The sequence below is a fragment of the Pseudoalteromonas sp. ABE4_541 genome, assembly GCF_056312285.1.
The window spans coordinates 32,345-48,884 of the sequence record NZ_JBSVEM010000020.1; the positions used below are offsets into that span (position 1 = coordinate 32,345).

17 protein-coding genes are annotated in these 16,540 nt (G+C 43.3%); 4 read left to right on the forward strand and 13 right to left on the reverse strand.

The annotated features are described in order from the left end of the window. The first annotated feature begins 147 nt into the window (after positions 1-147). From phoB to ACW689_RS17255, 3 genes are all read left to right on the forward strand, one after another. The gene (phoB, locus tag ACW689_RS17245; RefSeq protein ID WP_070985814.1) at positions 148-837 is read left to right on the forward strand and encodes a phosphate regulon transcriptional regulator PhoB; all 690 of its coding nucleotides are present in this window, start codon (positions 148-150) and stop codon (positions 835-837) included. A 36-nt stretch (positions 838-873) separates the two neighbouring features. Then, positions 874-2,205: a phosphate regulon sensor histidine kinase PhoR gene (gene phoR, locus ACW689_RS17250; RefSeq protein ID WP_476293254.1), complete on the forward strand. Its 1,332-nt coding sequence runs from the start codon at positions 874-876 to the stop codon at positions 2,203-2,205. A 77-nt stretch (positions 2,206-2,282) separates the two neighbouring features. Further along, positions 2,283-3,251, forward strand: a complete 969-nt coding sequence (locus ACW689_RS17255) for a PstS family phosphate ABC transporter substrate-binding protein (protein ID WP_476293255.1) — start codon at positions 2,283-2,285, stop codon at positions 3,249-3,251. Positions 3,252-3,488: 237 nt separating this feature from the next. Here ACW689_RS17255 and ACW689_RS17260 read toward each other — a convergent pair whose 3' ends face one another. The 8 genes from ACW689_RS17260 to sfsA form a co-directional block, all read right to left on the reverse strand. After that, entirely contained in the window at positions 3,489-3,722 is a 234-nt protein-coding gene (locus ACW689_RS17260) for a hypothetical protein (protein WP_476293257.1), read from the reverse strand. A gap of 26 nt (positions 3,723-3,748) precedes the next feature. Continuing rightward, positions 3,749-4,597: a pantoate--beta-alanine ligase gene (panC, locus tag ACW689_RS17265; protein WP_476293258.1), complete on the reverse strand. Its 849-nt coding sequence runs from the start codon at positions 4,595-4,597 to the stop codon at positions 3,749-3,751. Continuing rightward, positions 4,597-5,391: a 3-methyl-2-oxobutanoate hydroxymethyltransferase gene (gene panB / locus ACW689_RS17270; RefSeq protein WP_476293260.1), complete on the reverse strand. Its 795-nt coding sequence runs from the start codon at positions 5,389-5,391 to the stop codon at positions 4,597-4,599. Before panB ends, panC begins: the two co-directional genes overlap by 1 nt. A gap of 27 nt (positions 5,392-5,418) precedes the next feature. Then, positions 5,419-5,901, reverse strand: coding sequence for a 2-amino-4-hydroxy-6-hydroxymethyldihydropteridine diphosphokinase (gene folK, locus ACW689_RS17275; RefSeq protein ID WP_476293261.1), 483 nt, complete (start codon positions 5,899-5,901; stop codon positions 5,419-5,421). Then, complete coding sequence (pcnB, locus tag ACW689_RS17280; RefSeq protein ID WP_476293262.1) at positions 5,894-7,198, reverse strand: polynucleotide adenylyltransferase PcnB; 1,305 nt, start codon at positions 7,196-7,198, stop codon at positions 5,894-5,896. The genes folK and pcnB overlap by 8 nt, the downstream gene beginning before the upstream one ends. Positions 7,199-7,410: 212 nt before the next feature. Next, positions 7,411-8,316 carry a tRNA glutamyl-Q(34) synthetase GluQRS gene (gene gluQRS / locus ACW689_RS17285; protein ID WP_476293263.1) on the reverse strand — a complete coding sequence of 302 codons (906 nt, stop codon included), beginning with the start codon at positions 8,314-8,316 and terminating at the stop codon, positions 7,411-7,413. A 12-nt stretch (positions 8,317-8,328) separates the two neighbouring features. Beyond that, positions 8,329-8,772, reverse strand: coding sequence for an RNA polymerase-binding protein DksA (gene dksA / locus ACW689_RS17290; protein WP_476293264.1), 444 nt, complete (start codon positions 8,770-8,772; stop codon positions 8,329-8,331). Positions 8,773-8,946: 174 nt separating this feature from the next. Beyond that, positions 8,947-9,654 (reverse strand): DNA/RNA nuclease SfsA, encoded by a 708-nt coding sequence (gene sfsA / locus ACW689_RS17295; RefSeq protein WP_476293265.1) that lies wholly within the window; start codon positions 9,652-9,654, stop codon positions 8,947-8,949. An 81-nt stretch (positions 9,655-9,735) separates the two neighbouring features. Between sfsA and pepB the strand changes: the two genes are divergently transcribed. Next, positions 9,736-11,031: an aminopeptidase PepB gene (gene pepB, locus ACW689_RS17300; protein ID WP_476293266.1), complete on the forward strand. Its 1,296-nt coding sequence runs from the start codon at positions 9,736-9,738 to the stop codon at positions 11,029-11,031. A gap of 63 nt (positions 11,032-11,094) precedes the next feature. Here pepB and ACW689_RS17305 read toward each other — a convergent pair whose 3' ends face one another. The 5 genes from ACW689_RS17305 to gpmM form a co-directional block, all read right to left on the reverse strand. After that, positions 11,095-11,514 carry a CBS domain-containing protein gene (locus ACW689_RS17305; RefSeq protein ID WP_476293267.1) on the reverse strand — a complete coding sequence of 140 codons (420 nt, stop codon included), beginning with the start codon at positions 11,512-11,514 and terminating at the stop codon, positions 11,095-11,097. A gap of 105 nt (positions 11,515-11,619) precedes the next feature. Continuing rightward, a complete protein-coding gene (locus ACW689_RS17310; RefSeq protein ID WP_476293269.1) occupies positions 11,620-12,396 on the reverse strand; it encodes a divergent polysaccharide deacetylase family protein in 777 nt (258 codons plus the stop codon). A gap of 36 nt (positions 12,397-12,432) precedes the next feature. Next, positions 12,433-13,659 (reverse strand): S41 family peptidase, encoded by a 1,227-nt coding sequence (locus ACW689_RS17315; RefSeq protein WP_476293271.1) that lies wholly within the window; start codon positions 13,657-13,659, stop codon positions 12,433-12,435. 38 nt (positions 13,660-13,697) lie between these two features. Next, entirely contained in the window at positions 13,698-14,831 is a 1,134-nt protein-coding gene (locus tag ACW689_RS17320) for a murein hydrolase activator EnvC family protein (protein ID WP_476293272.1), read from the reverse strand. A gap of 2 nt (positions 14,832-14,833) precedes the next feature. After that, positions 14,834-16,378, reverse strand: a complete 1,545-nt coding sequence (gene gpmM / locus ACW689_RS17325) for a 2,3-bisphosphoglycerate-independent phosphoglycerate mutase (protein ID WP_476293273.1) — start codon at positions 16,376-16,378, stop codon at positions 14,834-14,836. Positions 16,379-16,540 lie beyond the last annotated feature (162 nt).

Below are 16,540 nucleotides of genomic sequence, written 5' to 3' on the forward strand. Positions count from 1 at the left end.
CATCAATGAGCTATAGAGCCGCCAAAGAAAGAAATAAAATTTCTTTATTTTTTGGCGGCTTTTTAAGATCCGAGTTACAATTTCATAAAACTGTCACACTAAGTCATAATAATGACAGCAACTTCGGTAATGAAAGAGAACATTGGGATGTCACGTAAAGTACTTGTAGTTGATGATGAAGCACCTATTAGAGAGATGCTGGTTTTTGTATTAGAGCAAAATGGTTTTCAAGCGATTGAAGCTGAAGATTATGACTCTGCTATCGCCGCAATGGTTGAACCATACCCAGATATGGTACTTCTTGACTGGATGCTACCAGGTGGTAGTGGTATTCAGATTGCTAAAAAGTTTAAGCAAAGTGAATATACTCGCCAGATCCCAATTATCATGTTAACTGCACGTGGTGAAGAAGAGGACAAAGTGAAAGGTTTAGAAGTAGGCGCAGATGACTACGTGACGAAGCCATTTTCACCGAAAGAACTGATGGCAAGGATCAAAGCGGTGATCCGTCGTGTATCACCAACTTCATTGGAAGAAGCCATTGAAGTACATGGCCTGCGCTTAGATCCAATTTCTCATCGCGTAACTTCTGCTGGTAGCGAATTAGATATGGGACCAACAGAGTTTCGTTTGCTACACTTTTTCATGACTCACCCTGAGCGTGTTTACAGCCGTGAACAACTACTTGACCATGTTTGGGGGACTAATGTTTATGTTGAAGATAGAACGGTTGATGTGCATATTCGTCGCTTACGTAAGGCGATTGCACCATTGGGACATGATAGATTAGTACAAACAGTACGTGGTGCTGGCTATCGTTTCTCTAGCAAGTTATAACTATCATAACGTAGTAGTGTTAGGACACGATCATCTATGTACCGAGTGATTAATAAACAGGCGTTATTCAAACGCCTGTTTTTGTATTTTCTGCCTTTAACTTTGATCGGTATTTTGATCGGTGCGCCGTTTCTTTTACTCTTCATTGGTTCATTGTCTTTATTATTATGGCACTACCATCAGTTGTATCGCTTGAGCGATTGGTTGCTAAACCAACGAAGCTTTAATCCACCTGAGGGGGAAGGCGCATGGGAGCAAATTTTTGAAGGGATCTATCACCTTCAGCACCGAAATCGTAAAAAACGTAACGAGCTTGCTGAGTTGATCCGCCGATTTAGAGAGGGTGCGGAAGCTGTGCCTGATGCAGTCGTTGTGTTACAGCAAGACTTAAGTATTGTGTGGTGCAACCAGTTAGCACTTAAGGTACTTGGGCTTCAATGGCCAACGGATCACGGCCAGCGTTTGGACAATTTGATCCGAGATCCAAAATTTGCGAAATACATGCATGAGCATGAATTTGATGAACCTTTAGAGCTAGATTCAGGCCATGCCAGTGAGCAAGTACTCGAATTTCGAGTCATGCCGTATGCTGAACAGTTGATGATGGTGGTGCGCGACATCACGCGTTTGAAGCAGTTGGAGCAAATGCGTAAAGACTTTGTTGCGAATGTATCTCATGAGCTAAGAACACCTCTTACGGTGGTTACCGGCTATCTAGAGATGTTGGATAGTGACAATTTACCGCCGCCTAGCATGTGGAATAAAGCGCATTTTACAATGATTGAACAATGTAAGCGTATGGATAGCCTCGTTAATCAGTTATTGTCACTGTCTCGAATTGAAGGGGCGCGCAAGCAAGATAAGGACAAACCTGTCAATGTGCCAGCGATGCTGTCACTTATCGAAACTGAAGCAAAATCATTGAATCAGGAAAAGCACCATGAACTCATTTTTAATGTTGATCAAACATTAGATATTCTTGGCTCTGCGGATGAGCTGAGAAGTGCCTTTTCTAACTTAGTTTTTAACGCCATTCATTATACCAAGCCTGAAGGCAAGGTCGCAGTCAATTGGTTTTGTGATGAGCAAGGCAGACCTAGCTTCTCTGTGATTGATAATGGAGATGGGATTGCAGCAGAGCATATTCACAGACTAACGGAACGCTTTTATCGTGTGGATAAAGCTCGTAGTCGAAAAACTGGTGGTTCTGGGCTTGGGCTCGCTATTACTAAGCATGTGCTTACAAGGCATGACTCTAACTTGGAAATACAAAGTACGTTGGGTGAAGGATCATGCTTTTCTTTTGCCTTTCCGAAATCAAAGGTCTCTTTTATGACAAATGATGAAAGTCATAAAAGTGTCATATAGAAGTAATTTTTCTGTCATTGAATGGCTGCAAAATAGTCTGCGTCATTTAAATGGGACGAACAATTGGAGTAACCCCAATGAAATTTAAAAGCTTAGTTGCCGCAATGGGTGTGGCTGTAACAACATTAGTTTCAACACAAGTATCAGCGTTGGATAAAACATTACCAGAATATAACAAAACCAGCGGGATCTCAGGTAACTTCTCTTCAGTGGGTTCTGATACGTTAGCGAACATGATGACGTTTTGGGCGGAAGAGTATAAGCGTATTTACCCTAACGTAAATATCCAAATTCAAGCTGCGGGCTCTTCAACTGCGCCACCAGCATTAACGGAAGCGACAGCTAACTTCGGTCCAATGAGCCGTAAAATGAAGTCAAAAGAAATCGAAGCGTTTGAAAAGCGTTATGGTTATAAGCCTACAGAAGTGCGTGTTGCTATCGATGCGTTAGCTGTATTTGTACACAAAGATAACCCTATTGAAGGTTTACGTATTGACCAAGTTGATGCGATTTTCTCTTCAACACGTAAGTGTGGTGCATCAGCAGAAGTAAAGCGCTGGAGTGATGTTGGTTTGACAGGTGATTGGGCAGCAAAAGATGTGCAGCTATATGGTCGCAACTCGGTATCTGGTACTTACGGTTACTTCAAGAAAAAAGCACTGTGTAAAGGTGACTTCCGTAACAACGTAAACGAGCAACCTGGTTCTGCATCGGTTGTACAGTCAATCTCTTCATCAGTGAATGCAATTGGTTACTCAGGCATTGGTTATAAAACTTCTGGTGTACGTACTGTGCCACTAGCGAAAAAAGGTAGTAACTTTGTTGATGCAACTTTAGATAATGTTGCTCAAGGTAAATACCCATTATCACGCTTCTTGTATGTTTACGTAAACAAACACCCAAACAAGCCTTTAGCGCCAATCGAAGCTGAATTTTTGAAGATGGTACTTTCACAAGACGGTCAAAAAATTGTAGAGAAAGATGGTTACGTGCCACTTTCTGGCAAAATGGCAAGCTCTGAACTTAAGAAGCTAGGCTTGCTATAAGATTATAATGTAAACAATCTGGACTGTTTACACCGCGCTCAAAACGGCCTGCATGAATGTGCAGGCCGTTTGTTTTTTGTGTTATGGTAATTTTAAGCTATCGTAGCGCGACATAACCCTGATTGCATTAACTTGCAATAACACCTGAACACTTGTAATGGGTTAAATCAGGCGTAGCTGCGTTAAAAAAACCACTCGATGGCGAGTGGCTTTTTACTAGGTAAGAGCAAAAAAGTGCTAGGGTGTTTGGCTGGTTTTTATGAGTTGATCAGCCTCACGTTTACAGCTATTAAAACTATCGGTACAGTCACCTATGCACATTTGGCTAGATAAGCTGCCATTTGGCGCTACGCGTTCACATTGTACTTCACATTGGTAGTTTTGCTGTGCGCAAAAGTTTAACTCCGCTGAGTTATTGTTCTGGCACGCATTGAGAAAAACAGCGCTGGCAAATATGACGAGCTTTTTCATAACTGTCCTTGTGAGATGTTTAAAAGTTAAAGGCTAACCTGCAAATTGTCTATCAGTCTCACTGAGCCTAAGTATGCAGCAGCCAGTATCACTAATTGTGTATCCTCTAGTGTAGCAGGCTTTAATGTGGATGCATTTGCGATACTAAAGTAATCTGGTTTTAGGCCGCTTTCAGTTAATGAAAGCTTGGCTGCCGCTTCGATATCGCTAATCGTTTTTGTACCTGTTTGGAGCGCAAGCTCTGCACCTTTAAGCGCTTTATATAGCACTTTGGCGGTGTCTTTTTGTTGCTTACTCAAATAGCCATTACGAGAGCTCATAGCTAGGCCATTTTGTTCACGCTTAGTTGGTACGCCAACAATTTCAATTGGCATAGACAGATCGCGTACCATGGTTTTTATTACTTGAAGCTGTTGATAATCTTTCTCTCCAAAACAGGCGATGTCAGGCTGCACCATATTGAATAATTTGGTCACAACGGTTGCTACACCTTTGAAATGGCCTGGGCGGGAGCCACCACAATACCCTAAAGACACTTCAGGTACATCGACATAGCTTTGTGCCGATAAACCGTTGGGGTACATCGCTTCGACGGTAGGGGTAAAAACTAAATCAGTTTCTAAGTCTGCTAAACCCTGTTTGTCTTGCATCAGAGTTCTCGGATAGCTGTCGAGATCTTCGGACGCACCAAATTGCATAGGGTTGACAAAAATACTTACTACCACTTTATCTGCGAGGTTTTTAGCCATTTCGACCAAAGAAAAATGTCCATCATGTAAGTTACCCATAGTTGGCACGAACGCGATAGTTAAGCCTTGCTGACGCCAGGCTTTGATTTGGCTACGAAGCGATTTTATCTCAGTTACGGATTGCATTAGTTAAACTCGTGTTCAGAAGTGGGAAACGCGCCAGATTGTACATCTTGGCAGTACTTCTTAACCGCGTCTGGCATATTACCTGTTTCGGCTAAAAAGTTTTTAGAAAATTTAGGAATATAGCCCGCTGAAATACCCACTAGATCATGCATAACCAGAATTTGACCATCAGTGTCTTTACCTGCACCAATACCGATCACTGGAATGGTCAACGCTTCAGATATGCGTTTTGCGAGCTCAGATGGAATGCACTCCACAACCAGTAGTTGCGCACCAGCGTCTTCAAGTGCTTTTGCATCGGCTATCATACGCTCAGCTTGTTCATCCTGGCGACCTTGAATTTTGAAACCACCAAATACATTGACAGACTGAGGTGTTAGGCCGAGGTGACCACATACTGGAATACCTTGCTGTGTTAATGTTCGAATGCTATCGAGTAACCAAGAGCCGCCTTCTAACTTAACCATGTTTGCACCAGAGCGCATAAGCTGTGCAGCGTTTTCACATGCCTGTGCTGGGTTTGAATAGGTCATAAATGGCATATCTGCGATGACAAACAATTCCTTACTGCCAGCTCTTACGCAGCGAGTATGATAGGCAATATCGTCATTGCTTACTGATAGAGTATCTTCCCCACCTTGTAATACCATGCCCAATGAATCACCCACCAATATAATATCGACACCATTATCATGAAAGAGTTTTGCAAAACTAGCATCGTAGGCTGTTAGTGCCGTGATCTTTTTTTGTTGTTTTTTCATTTTTGCCAGTGTTGATACAGTTACCTTAGCCATGTCAGTCCTCTTGATGGAATATCGTTATTATTGAATGGGGGTTAAGCCGTTTAATGGTACTTGCTTACAAACTTCAGCAAGCTTTTCACCTGAAGGTAATTCTAGGTGAGGGGCGATTTCAAGCAGTGGATAAATAACAAATTCGCGTTGGCATAAACCATAATGCGGTACGGTTAATCGCTCGGAATTAATTTGCTCGGTGCCAAAAAGTAAAATGTCTAAATCTAGCGTGCGTGGGCCCCAGCGTTCTTCTTTGCGTACTCGACCCTGCTCAAGTTCAATGCGCTGTAATGCGTCTAATAGCGCCTCAGCGGCTAACTCTGTATCAATGCGGGCAACCGCGTTCACATAATCAGGTTGATCCTGAGGACCCATAGGCTTTGAGCCATAGAATCGTGAGCAGCTGACAAAGTGACACTGAGGCAGTTGTTTTAACGCCTCTAGCGCACGCGTTAATTGTGCCATAGGCTCGCTGAGGTTAGCGCCTAGGCCAATGTATACCTTATTCATTACCCTGTGGTTTCTTCTTTGGTTTACGGCGATAGCGGCGACGAGGCTTTCCAGCTTCTTGTGATGACAGTGAGCGCACCATGTCTTTTTGACCGTTTATATCTTGTTGTAAGTAGTTAGTCCACCAGTCAGCAAGGGCTTGTTGCTGTACTTCACCACTTTCCACTCTCAATAGTAAGAAATCGTAAGCTGCTTTGAACCTTGGCTGCTGGCTTAAGCGGTAGGCGCGTTGACCACCACGCTTGTCTAAGCGCATTTGTATATGCCAAATATCTCTTGCTCCCAATGTAAAACGTTTGGGCACAGCAATATGCTGCGCGTTGTCGCTTAGTACTAGGTTCATCGCTTGAGCGAAGGCATCGTATTCAGAAAGCTGCTCTTGTTGTTGTAACTGCTCACTGCGCTGTAACAATGGAAACCATAGTAATGCAGCATATACGAATGCAGGTGTTACCTTTTTGTCGGCATTGATACGTTGATCCGTATTGGCAAACATTTGCGCGATAAAGCGCTGCTCGAACCCATTTTCATTTTGTTCTAGTATTGCATCAAGCGCGGGGAATAGCTGCTTAAATAACCCAAACTCACGCAGCATATGGAAGTTGTCTTGTGCTTTACCATTTAAAAATAGCTTGAGCGTTTCTTCAAAAAGGCGAGCTGGCGGGATATTACTCAGTAAGTCTGCAAGTTCCTTGATTGGCGCTTTGGTTGCAGGAGCTATTTGCATATCCAATTTGGTGGCAAAACGGACAGCGCGAAGCATACGTACCGGATCTTCTCGGTAACGCGTTTCGGGATCGCCAATGAGCTCTATTTTGCGTGCTTTAATGGCGTCAATACCATTAGCAAAGTCATGAATACTGAAATCATTAACCGAGTAGTACAGCGCATTTATCGAAAAATCTCGACGTTCAGCATCTTCTTCAATGGTGCCGTATACATTATCGCGCAGTAGTTGCCCATGTTCACTAGAGTGACTCACCGGGTTCTTCTTGTCTTGCCCTTGGTGATGACCACGCATCGTCGCGACTTCTATGATCTCTCGACCAAATACGATATGCGCCAAACGAAAACGGCGTCCAATCAAACGGCAGTTTCTAAATAGCTTTTTTACTTGCTCTGGCGTTGCATTGGTTACAACGTCAAAATCTTTAGGCTCGATCCCTAACAAAATATCACGAATGCAACCACCGACTAGATACGCATCATAGCCACCGTCTTTTAAACGATAGAGTACCTTGATTGCATTTGGGCTAAATTGTTTGCGTGAAATATTGTGTTCACTACGCGGGATCACTTTTGGTTCAGCGCAAGCGACAGACGTAGTTTGGCCTTCACTTTGACCAACTAATTGCCTGCAGAACTTAAATAATTTAGAAATAATAGCCCGTCTCCCAAAAAACGAAGTAGATATACCGTCAAATATGCTGCCCGTAGGCTTGACTACGAGGCACGCTATAATATACCAGAGCTGGCAAAAAATTAAGTTACCGTGCTAAATATTGTGCTTTATGGCGCTGAAATAAGCTGTTTTTCGAGTACTTTAGGCACTCGCGTCAGAGAAAACTCGTCAGTTGCCCACTGTATGACTTCATCGATTTTTGCACTATGAAGTGCTTTAGGTGGGGTAAAACCAAGAAAATTCAATGCTTCTAGGGTTGCCGGTACAGGGTTATTTTTATCAATTGCTGGGGCATAATTTTGCTTAGATAGCTTAAAACCAGGCTTGGAGACAACAAGTGGCACATGTGCATAGTGCGGTGCTGCAAACCCAAGTTGCGCAAATAAACCAAGTTGTCTCGCTGTTGGTTCGAGTAAATCTGCGCCGCGGACCACATGGCTGATCCCTTGAACAATGTCATCCAACACGACTACTAATTGATACGCAAACAAGCCATCACGGCGTTTGATAACATAATCCTCTAAAGCGATGTGTGTTGGAATATGCACTTTACCTTGAATAAGGTCATCAAACTCATAAATGGGGTAGTTTTGCCGAAGGCGTAGGGCATGATCTGTTTCAGGAAGATTGAGCGTACGACAATGATTATCGTAAAAACCACCTCGTATTTTGATTTCTTTGCGAGTGCACGCACAAGCGTAAACCAATTTTTGTTGTTTTAATTGTGTCAGAGCTTGTTGATATAAATCATGACGCTGACTTTGATAAACAACGCTTTCATCCCAGCATAGCCCATAAGCTTCAAGCGTGGACAAAATATCGCTGTCGGCACCTTTAACTACTCTGGGGGTATCAATATCTTCAATACGAACCAACCATTGGCCTTGATTTGTTTTCGCATCTAGGTAGCTGGCAAGTGCCGCAACAAGTGAACCGAAGTGTAAGGGACCGGAAGGCGAGGGAGCAAATCGACCGCGATAGCTCCCTACTTTTGATACTGCTGGGGTGAGCATAGTTGGCTGAGGTTAGCCTCGGCCGTTTTGCTTTTCTTTGATTTCTGCGAGTGTTTTACAATCAACACATAAGTCGGCAGTCGGACGCGCTTCTAAGCGACGGATACCAATTTCGATGCCACAAGATTCGCAAAAACCAAAATCGTCGTCTTCGATCAGTTGCAGTGTTTTTTCAATCTTTTTAATTAGTTTACGCTCACGATCACGGGTACGTAATTCTAAAGAAAACTCTTCTTCTTGAGCTGCTCGGTCAACAGGATCAGGAAAATTTGCTGCTTCGTCTTGCATGTGCGTTTTTGTGCGATCCACTTCATTACGTAGGTCTTTACGCCATGCTTCTAAAATTGCTTTGAAATGCGCACGTTGTGCGTCATTCATGTATTCTTCGCCCGGTTTTTCCTGATAAGGTTCTAAACCGGCTTGAGCCAATAACCCCAGTTTCTTTTGGTCTGGCATAGAATTCTCCTAAATCCTTAAAACAATACCCCAGCTAACGCCGGCGGCTATAAATAGCAGAATCTTACCCCCTAAGCAAACATTTTTTAACTTTTAGTATGACGTCTGCTCAGTTATCTCAGTCTTAGAGGCTAAGTTCTAATTCTCTGCGATATATGGGTAAATTTATTTATTTCAACTCATAATAATGGGAAGTTGTTGACTTATTATGATCTCTTTTTCACAAATTGCTGTTTTATAAGCGAGAATTTCTACACCTTCAGCAATGGCTTGTTTGATTAATTCAGTATACGCCGCATCAATATGTGCTGCAGGACTGACACTGTTGATACCTTCATGCATGACAACATATAACAACACGGCGCGGATCCCTTGCTTTTTTAAAGCAATAAGCTCACGCACATGCTTTTGTCCTCTGAGCGTTTGTGCATCTGGAAAATAGCCTTTGTTTGCATCCAACAAAGTGACGGATTTGACTTCAACGTAGCATGGTGCGTTTTTTTCGTTATTAAGCAAAATATCGATGCGACTGTTTTCATGACCGTACTTTACTTCGCGTTGTATTTGCGTATAGCCAGTCAATTCATTAATCGCGCCTCTCTCGATTGCTTCACTAGCAACTTGGTTTGCATGTGCGGTATTAACGCATATCAGCTCACCTGCGCTATTTTGAGTCAACTCCAAAGAGTTGGGATACTTGCGTTTAGGGTTATCGCTGGTTGAGTAGTAGGCCGAAAATCCAGGATCAGCACAACCCGTCATTTTTCCTGTATTGGCACAGTGAACAGTGAATTCTCCTTGCTGCTCACAGTGTAAATCTACTAAAAAGCGCTTGTAGCGTTTGATGAGTGTGGCTTTTTTGAGTGGGTTTGAAAATTTCATCAATTAATCGCAATCGGTTGGGTCAACTTACGCGCTAGTGTACACTTTAAGTTATTCATAAGCGCAAGAGTAATTATAACTATGTCTGACAAATTTATTGTCCGTTTAAGCGAACAAGCCGCAGCACCGCATTGGGGTGCAAACGCAGCACTATCTTTTGACAATCAAGGAGCAACGATCCACCTAAATGAGTTGGAAACGTTGAAGAACATTCAAAAAGCCGCGAGAACATTGGCTCAGCAAGGTATTACTCAAGTTCATTTGCAAGGCGATGGCTGGTGTACTGAATCGCAGTGGGCATTCTATCAGGGGTTTGTAAGTCCTAAGCAACTCACTGGTGTTGAATTTGTAGACAATGCCAAATCGGATCTTAATGAATTGAGTGCGTTGCAAAATGCTGCAACATGGGCCAGACAAATGATCAATGGCACAGCTGAAGATATTTACCCAGAAAGTTTAGCGGGTACCGCGGCTGAGTTTATTCAGTCTTTAGCGCCTGAGCATGTGAGCTATCAGATCATTAAGGGCAAGGCTTTGTTAGAGCAGCAATGGATTGGTATTCATGAGGTAGGCCGTGGTAGCGAGCGCCCTCCTGTTTTGCTTGAGTTAGATTACAACCCAACGGGCGATGCACAAGCTCCAGTGAGTGCCGCTTTGGTCGGTAAGGGGATCACTTTCGATTCGGGGGGTTATTCAATCAAATCGAGCGAAGGTATGCTGGGCATGAAGTGTGATATGGGTGGTGCAGCTACTGTGACCGCAGGCTTGGCTTTGGCGATTCAACGTGGCATCAATAAACGCATTAAACTATTTTTGTGTTGTGCGGAGAATTTGATTTCAGGACACGCTTATAAGCTTGGTGATATTCTTACCTATAAAAATGGCACAACCGTTGAAATCGTAAATACTGACGCAGAAGGTCGCTTGGTGTTAGCGGATGGCTTGATGGCAGCTGGTGAAAGTGGTGCGGAGCTTATCATTGATGCTGCGACGCTTACAGGAGCTGCGCTAGTTGCAGTAGGGCAGGAATACAATGCTTTATTTGGTTTGGATAAAGAGTTGATAAATGATGTTCAGCAATTTGCTGAGCAAGAGTTTGAAGCTGCGTGGCCATTGCCACTTGAAAAATGGCATCAGAATAATTGCCCTTCTGCCTATGCGGATACGGCAAATAGCCGAGCACAAAAAGGCGGCGGTTTTGGTGGGGCATCAAATGCAGCTGGGTTCCTCTCACGCTTTGTACCAAATGAAGGTAAAGGGTGGGTTCATATTGATTTAGCTGCATCGTTTAGAGATGGCGCAAGTGCGCAGTGGGCGCCTGGTGCCACAACGGTAGGTATGCGTACCGTTGCTAGAACGCTAGCTGAAAAAGCGTAATTGTTTTAGTCAAATGTGAAAAGTAACAATGGCAGTTGTCAGTACATTGTTACTTTTTGCTTTTTAGCTGAGTAAGGCCGCTGCTAAACGGACAAAGTCTGACGAAGTCAAAATGCCTAATAACTTATTTTGTTCGTCGACTACAGGCATACAGCCATGACGGTTCTTGACAAAAAACTCCGCAACTTCAGCTAAACTTTGCGTTGGCTGAATACTGGCGAAGTCGGTTGCCATAACATCTCCAACTAGCGTGTATTTTTCTTTTCTCTCTAGTGCATTCGCACCATAAGTGGCCATAATTCCCATCACTTTCGAAATCATAATTTTTTGCGTCAGCATCCCCTGCAGTATACCTTGTTCATTAATCACAGGTATATGACGTATATTCTTTTCTCGCATAAGATCATGAGCGTCTTTTAACGAGGCTTTGCTGTCAACGGCAAATGGATCAACAGTCATCAGATCGGCGACCGTATGTAACATAATGACTTCCTTTATTATTGGCAATACACAGTAAAGTTATAACGCACATTGGCAAATTGTGCATGGAGTGAGATCAAAGAATGGACAAAGTGTGCCGATTATTATTTATTCGCTTGCAGGAATAGGTGATACGGCACTTGTTTGGGCATGTTTGGCAAGTTGAATATACTTTGACTCGACAAGCCGTGATACAGGAACTAGCTCATATCCTTGGGCTTCTAATTCGGGTAATACGTTTTGTAAAAAGGCCATGGTTTCAGGGTAAGGGTGGGCAATCGCTATCGCAAACCTTTCGTTATCCGCTTTTTCTTTGAGTACTTCTAATTGTGCGCTAAGTGCTTCTTCAGTGAGTATATTATCTAAAAAAACGTGTCGACCAATGTTCTCAACACCATATAAATTTGCGACATTTTGAGCTTGAGTGTATTCGGTCGTTCTACTGTCTAAAAAGAATAACCCTCGCTTTTTGAGTATCTCCATGGTCCATTTCATTGGTTCTACATATTGCGTTAAGGCTGAACCCATATGATTATTGACCCCTTTAACTTGAGGTAATGTAGCCAAAGCGTGTCCTAGGGTGCTCTGAAGCTGCCATTTGTTCATATTAAGAGTCAGTCCACCAGGGCCTAGCGCTTTATCCTGCAATGATTGCATGGGTACATGAAGAAGCAGTTCTTTATCTGCATGGCTGGCTAAATAAGCGAACTGCTGAGAATAGGGGGTATGCGGTAAAATAGAAAAAGACAGCTGTCCGGGTAATTCCAGCAACTGTAAGTCTCGTTTGTGGTTGCCAATGTCATCAACAACAATGGCAATTTGCTTGGCTACACACGGCAACGCGAGTAGCCAAAGCGCTACAATTCCCCGATAAATAACCTGCACTTTTCCATTCTTATTATTGTGGTTTTGTTTTAAATATTATTGGTTTTCAAGTAACTTTTTAGCATTGAGCAAATGAGAATCTAATTTAGCAAGTAGCTCACTTTTGCTTGTTTGTTCATCAGTCATTATAACCTGTTTACTCATTTGTGAAAGTACTTGCTTCGATAGCGTGATATCAGGCTCAATACCCACCCCTTCAATGGAACGCCCTTGTGGCGTGTAGTAACGAGCCGTTGTTAATTTCAGTGCCGTCGTACCATTGCCTATAGGGATAAGCGATTGTACAGAGCCTTTACCAAAGGATTTTGTACCTACCACTAAAGCCCTTTGATTGTCTTGCAGAGCACCAGCCAAAATTTCAGATGCAGAAGCGGAGTTTTCATTGATCATGACCACAAGCGGAGCACCGTTAAGAATGTCACCGTGTTGAGCACTGAATTGTTGGTTTGCGTCATAAAAGCGTCCCTTGGTGGAGACAATAACGCCCGAATTTAGGAATAGATCTGAAATCGCCACTGCCGCGGTTAATGTCCCACCAGGATTATCTCTCAGGTCGATAATAAGGCCTGATAAAGGCGCTCCATTATTAGATGTCATCTTATTGATGTGTCTGGCAACATCGTGAAAGCTATTATTGTTGAAACTATTCAGCGAAATATATCCATTTCCATGAGCAAGTAGTTGGCTCGTGACGCTTTGTAAGTTAATTTCTTGGCGGCGCAGCGCTAATGTAAGTTTGCTCTTTGCGCGCTCAACGGTGACTTGAATAGTAGAAAGTTGCGCTTTTTGAAGCAGTTTTGATACATGTTCAATGTTTTTGTTGGTGACGTCTTCAGAGTTGATTGCAACTAACTTATCACCCCCTTCGATGCCTGCAAGTTCAGCAGGAGAACCCGGTAAGGTGTTGACTATGACGATGCGGTTTTCTCGCTCTTCAACCTCAATGCCTATACCGGTATAGCGACCATTTGCCGCGCTAAAAATAGCCTCTAATTCTGTTTCAGATAAATACTTTGAATATGGGTCAAGTTGCTTTAGCAAGGTGTCGAAGTTTTTAAAATGAACGTGGCTAAGTGGTAAGTCTTCAACGTAATAGGCGTGAATATGAAAAACAATTTCATTGACTTGTTCTTGGGTAAATTGTTGTTTTGCATTTGAGGAAACGGAAAGCAAAGCCAGACTTAACAAAACACACAGTAACGATATGCGCCATGCGTTTACAATCTGCAAAAAGTCTTTTCTTGTGAAGTGAGTGAATGTCATGTGCTGCTCCAAGTGTTGGTGCAGCACGGGTTATTCAATTAACTTGCTTTACACCATTTTACCGGGTCGACAGCGCTTCCTTTATGCCGTATTTCAAAGTATAGACCAGAACGAGCCTGCCCGCCGCTTTGTCCTACTAAGGCAATAGTTTCCCCTGTATTTACAAGATCGCCGACATCTTTGAGTAGGGTTTGTGTATGTCCATACAGGCTCATAAATCCCTCTCCGTGATCAACGACGATGACCCATCCAAAGCCATTGAGCCAATCAGCATACACGACTTGACCTTGTCTTATACTATTTACTGGCATGCCTGCTTCAGCTTGGATCAGCACGCCTTTCCAGCTCATTCCAGCATGCTTACGCTGTCCAAACTTGTATCTTAAGCGACCATCACTAGGCCAAAGTAGTTGTCCTTTGCTGGTGCTAAGTCCATCGAGCACAATCTCAGCGGGCTCTTGTACCTTTGCTAATTCTTCCAAAGTGGTGATAAGGGTTTGTTCATTTTCTTTTAGATAATCGATGGCTTGTGCGGTCTCTCGCAAAGCCGTATTTAATTTTTGAATGTGTGTTTGACGCTGCTTTTGTCCTGCAATTAACTCTGATTGACGCAGCTGTTGTTGCTCTGATAAAGCCAAGAGCTGGGCTTGCTTTTTTTCTAATTTTTGTTGGTTTTCGGCAAGTTTTACGAATACTTGTTTCAGTTCGTCCAACTGCTGAATGCGGGCTTTGTTAAAATAGTCGTAATAACTTATTGTGCGCTCTAAAGTGGCGCTATGCTCTTGGTTTAGAAGCATTTTTGAGTAATCGTGAGTGCCATTCATGTAGGCGCTTTTTAGCTGTGCAGCGAGTAGTTGTTGTAACTTTTGCTTTTTCTTATTAAGACTTTTGGCTTCGCTTTTCAGAGCATATTGCTGCTGTTTATTTTCGCTGATACCTTGCTGTGTTAATGACAAGGCTTTGGCACTTTTGGCAATACTAAGCTCGTGAGATTTGAGCGTAGCGCGCATCTCAGCGATTTTCTGACGCTGCTGCTGGTAGCTTTGTTGGCTCTTTTTTAGCTCTTGTTGTACTTCAGTTAAATCTTGCTTGGTGCGAGATTCATTAGCGGCAATGCTGCTTGCCGCTAATAAAAAACCTAACAAGAGTAACTTGCTAAGTGTGTTATACATACTTAGTTTAATGTCATGATTGGCGTGCCAGTCATTTCGCTTGGTTGCTCTATGCCAAGTAGATGCAACATCGTCGGGGCAACGTCACTCAATGTTTTATTCGCATGTGCTTGCGCCGTTCTACCGACATAAATAAAAGGTACAGGCTCACTGGTGTGTGCTGTATGAGCTTGGCCTGTTTTTGCATTGGTCATCTGTTCGGCATTACCATGGTCAGCTGTGATCAATGCTTCGCCACCCACTTGCTCTAGTGCTTCCACAACGCGACCAATACACTTGTCTACGGCTTCACAGGCTTTTACAGCTGCTTCAAATACACCCGAGTGACCAACCATGTCACCATTGGGGTAATTACAGATGATCACATCATACTTGCCGCTGTGAACTGCTTCTACGAGCTTATCTGTAAGTAACTCAGAATTCATTTCTGGTTGTAAGTCGTAAGTTGCCACTTGAGGGGAAGGAATTAACTCACGTTTTTCACCTTCGAATTCATCTTCTCTACCGCCACTGAAGAAGAAAGTGACATGGGCATATTTTTCGGTTTCAGAAATTCGCAACTGTGTTTTGCCTTGTTTAGCAAGCCATTCGCCCAGAACATTGTTTAACGCTTCTGGTGCAAATGCTACGGGTGCGTCAATGTCAGCTGCGTATTCTGTCATCATCACAAAGGCACTGAGTTTTGGTGCTACTTGTTTCGTAAATGCACTGAATTGTGCATCCACAAAGGCACGGGTCATTTGACGTGCTCGGTCAGCGCGGAAGTTCATGAAAATGAGTGTATCGCCGTCTTCAATTTTTGCTTGTTGTGCATCTTGAGGCTGGATAACAGAGGCTTTGACGAACTCGTCATTTTCATCACGTGCATAAGCAGCTTGAAGGGCGTCAACACCACTATTGTATTGATAATCACCTTGCGCACAAACCATGAGGTTATATGCTGATTCAATACGATCCCAGCGGTTGTCTCTGTCCATCGCGTAGTAACGGCCAATAATTGACGCTAATCGTCCACAGTTAAGCTGCGCAAACAACGCTTCGATGCGCTCGATAGAGGCTTGAGCGCTTCTCGGTGGCGTGTCACGACCGTCTAAAAAGGCATGGAAGTAAACCGCTTTCGCACCACGTTGTGCAGCCAGTTTAATGCCTGCAACGATGTGATCTTCATGGCTATGGACCCCGCCGGGGCTGAGTAATCCCATCAGATGAACGGCTTTGCCCGCAGCGACAGCTTTGTCTATGCTCTGGACAAGTACCGGATTGTGTTCAAATTCACCGTCATTAATAGCTTTGGTGATACGAGTAAAATCTTGGTATACGATGCGGCCAGCGCCTAAGTTAACATGTCCCACTTCAGAGTTACCCATTTGCCCATCAGGAAGGCCCACATCTAACCCTGAACCTGAGATCAGAGTATGAGGCCGAGTTTGCCATAAATGATCTAAAACCGGAGTGTTCGCTGCTAAAATAGCATTACTTTCGGTTTCTTCTCGATAACCCCAACCGTCTAAAATCATTAGGACAAGTGGTTTTTTGGGTGTACTCATTTGGGCTCCTTTAAGAACTAATATCTTCATTCATGCCGAAGTGGGCTTAAGACAATAAGCGCGACTTAATTTCTGGCCCTAGCATACCTTGTTTTGTGTAAATATTCAGCCCTGTGGCGATGATTAATCCTCATCTTTATTGCGTTATAGAGATGCAATTCA